This is a genomic window from Arsukibacterium sp. (assembly GCF_041616895.1).
GTDB lineage: Bacteria > Pseudomonadota > Gammaproteobacteria > Enterobacterales > Alteromonadaceae > Alishewanella.
In genome coordinates, this window is sequence record NZ_JBFJPY010000172.1 from 1 (window position 1) to 3,118 (window position 3,118).

At 47.4% G+C, this 3,118-nt stretch carries 3 protein-coding genes; 1 reads left to right on the forward strand and 2 read right to left on the reverse strand.

Annotated elements, in window-relative coordinates; translation table 11 throughout:
* Positions 1 to 202 precede the first annotated feature (202 nt).
* Entirely contained in the window at positions 203 to 1,684 is a 1,482-nt protein-coding gene (gene ilvC / locus ABY802_RS16360; RefSeq protein ID WP_372628184.1) for a ketol-acid reductoisomerase, read from the reverse strand.
* A 206-nt stretch (positions 1,685 to 1,890) separates the two neighbouring features.
* On the opposite strand from ilvC, the gene ilvY reads away from it, so the two are divergent.
* A complete protein-coding gene (gene ilvY / locus ABY802_RS16365; RefSeq protein ID WP_372628185.1) occupies positions 1,891 to 2,775 on the forward strand; it encodes an HTH-type transcriptional activator IlvY in 885 nt (294 codons plus the stop codon).
* Positions 2,776 to 2,811: 36 nt separating this feature from the next.
* On the opposite strand, the gene ABY802_RS16370 is transcribed toward ilvY, so the two are convergent.
* Positions 2,812 to 3,118, reverse strand: a 307-nt coding sequence (locus ABY802_RS16370; RefSeq protein WP_372628186.1) for a stringent starvation protein B, incomplete at its 5' end; no start/stop codon positions are given.

Below are 3,118 nucleotides of genomic sequence, written 5' to 3' on the forward strand. Positions count from 1 at the left end.
ACAATATCAAATTTTTATCAACCTTTCGGTTCGTTACTGAACGCCGCTAGCGGCAGCAGCACGAAATAGCAGATAAAAAAAGCCCCGACAAGCGGGGCAAAACAACCAAGGTCCACGTATAACATCGTTATTGGTCTGGCGTTAACTAAGGCACTGCTTACTGATTAACTGCCATAAACCACATCATTCTATTTGCTGCAGGCTAGCCTGCTTCCACAATTCGTTTCATGGCTGTCATATAGCCACGTAATTTTTTACCGACTACTTCCACCGGGTGCTGACGAATAGCATCATTTACTGCAATCAGCTTCAGGTTATCCACGCCGGTCTGGCTCTGGCTTAACCCTTTGCCAATGTAGTCACTGCTTAAACTGTTTACTTTGTCACGCAATAGCGGCACTGCAGCATGCGCGAACAAGTAATTACCGTATTCAGCGGTATCGGAAATAACCACGTTCATTTCATACAAACGCTTGCGGGCGATAGTATTAGCAATTAGCGGGGTTTCGTGCAGTGATTCGTAGTAGGCCGACTCAGCAATAATGCCGGCGTCCACCATGGTTTCGAACGCCAGTTCAACCCCGGCTTTTACCATAGCGACTAATAAAATACCGCGGTCAAAATATTCCTGCTCGGCAATTTTCTCAGCTGAAACCGGTGCCTGCTCAAAGCCACTTTCGCGGGTTTGCTCGCGCCAGGTCAGCAGGTTTTTATCATCATTGGCCCAGTCGGCCATCATGGTGCGGGAAAACTCACCACTGATGATGTCGTCCATATGCTTTTCAAATAATGGCCGCAGGGTTACTTTTAGCTCCTCTGCTAAATCGAAGGCTTTAATCTTGGCCGGATTACTCAGCCTGTCCATCATATTGGTTATACCGCCGTGCTTCAGCGCTTCGGTTACTGTTTCCCAGCCAAACTGAATTAGCTTAGCTGCATAACCGGCTTCTGTACCTTCGGCAACCAGTTTATCGAAAGCCAGAATAGCGCCGGTTTGCAACATGCCACACAGGATGGTTTGCTCACCCATTAAATCTGATTTTACTTCAGCAATAAATGACGATTGCAATACGCCTGCGCGGTCGCCGCCGGTGGCAGAGGCATAGGCTTTCGCAATGGCTAACCCCTGGCCTTTTGGATCATTTTCAGGGTGCACGGCAATTAATGTTGGTACCCCAAAGCCGCGTTTGTATTCTTCGCGCACCTCAGTACCCGGGCACTTCGGTGCTACCATAACTACAGTGATGTCCGGCCGGATTTGCTTGCCTTCCTCAACGATATTAAAACCATGCGAGTAGGCTAAGGTCGCGCCCTGCTTCATTAATGGCATAACAGCATCAACCACGCTGCTGTGCTGTTTGTCCGGGGTCAGGTTTAATACTAAATCAGCTTGCGGGATCAGCTGCTGATAAGTGCCGACCGTAAAGCCATTACTGCTGGCTTTTTCAAAAGAAGCGCGCTTTTCGCTGATCGCTTCTTCGCGCAGCGCATAGCTGATGTTTAAACCCGAGTCACGCATATTCAGGCCCTGGTTTAAACCTTGAGCACCACAGCCAACGATTACAATATTCCAGTCTTTAATAAAATTACAGCCATCACTGAACTCACTTTTGTCCATAAAGCGACACTGGCCCAGTTGCAGTAACTGCTGGCGTAAACTTAAGGTATTAAAATAATTACTCATACAATTTCTCAAAATTCATTTTAGCGGATAAGCACGGCTTACCTTACGCATCTCTGTTCTACCTATCATAGTCAAACGTGATGACTAATTAGTGACAATAGCGGTCGACAGAGTGCGTTAATGAACTAATAGTAGTTGCTGCAATTAATTGCGTGAAGTGATATATTGACAAGTCTGTATTTCATTTTTTGCAATTTTGGTAAATCATGGATATTCGTAGTGCTCAATTGTTCCTGCATTTAGCCTCCAGTTTGAATTTTTCCAAAACCAGCGAGCAGATGTTTGTCAGCCCCTCAACCTTGACCCGGGTTATCCAGCGACTGGAAGATGAACTTGGCGTCTTGCTGTTTAACCGCGATAAACGTTCAGTGTTGCTAAGCAAAGAAGGCATCAGAGTGCAGCAGTTTGTCCGGCTCTGGCTGGATGAATGGCATCAACTGCAACAAGACTTGCAGTTAGCCAGTGCTGAACTGACTGGTGAAATACGGCTTTTTTGCACCGTAACTGCAAGTTACAGCCATTTACCGGCTATTTTGGATAAATTCCGCCTGCAGTGTCCTAAGGCCGAAATTAAACTGACTACCGGAGATGCAGCAATGGCTTTTGAGAAAATTAAAGCCGGAGAAGTTGATATTGCTTTGGCCGCTTATCCCAGCCATTTGCCTGCCACGATGAGTTTTCAACGCATTGCCCAGTTGCCGGTCTGGCTGATTGCCCCGGTTATTCCCTGTAAAGTAAATGATTTACTGGCAGCGGCACCGATCAACTGGAATGAGATCCCTTTGGTTCAGTCTGACCATGGCCCTGCCCGCTCCCGCTCGGATCAGTGGCTGGCGGCCCGTAACATTAAACCCAGGGTGGCAGTAAAAGTCGATGGCCACGAAGCCATGGTATCGATGGTGGCATTAGGCAGTGGTGTTGCCGTGGTACCAGAGCCGGTCATTCAGCATAGCCCGGTAAGAGACCGGGTACGCATATTGGATATCAGTTATCCGTTTCAACCGTTTGAGCTTGGCGTGTGTATGTTGAGTAAAAAGTTAGAGCAACCATTGCTACAAGCATTCTGGCAGTTAGCCGCCACAAAAAAATAAAGCTGCCATTGGCAGCTTCACACTGAGTTTTGTAACTCACTTAACCACTTTCAGATGACTGCCTTTTTTGGGCTTTGGTGGCTCTGGAGTGTTATCATCCTCAAAAGGCTCTGCGAACAACTCCGCATCGTCCTCTTCTTCTTCAAGGGTAAATACCGTGCCCGCTCCATTTTCCTTAGCGTAGATGGCTAACACCGCCTTCACCGGAATATGTAATGCAAACGGCTGACCACCAAAACGAGCGCTAAAGGTAATGACTTCATTACCCAACTGCATATTTCCTACCGCCGAGGGCAAAACATTCAGCACGATCTGGCCGTTCTGGACAAACTGCTGTGGTACT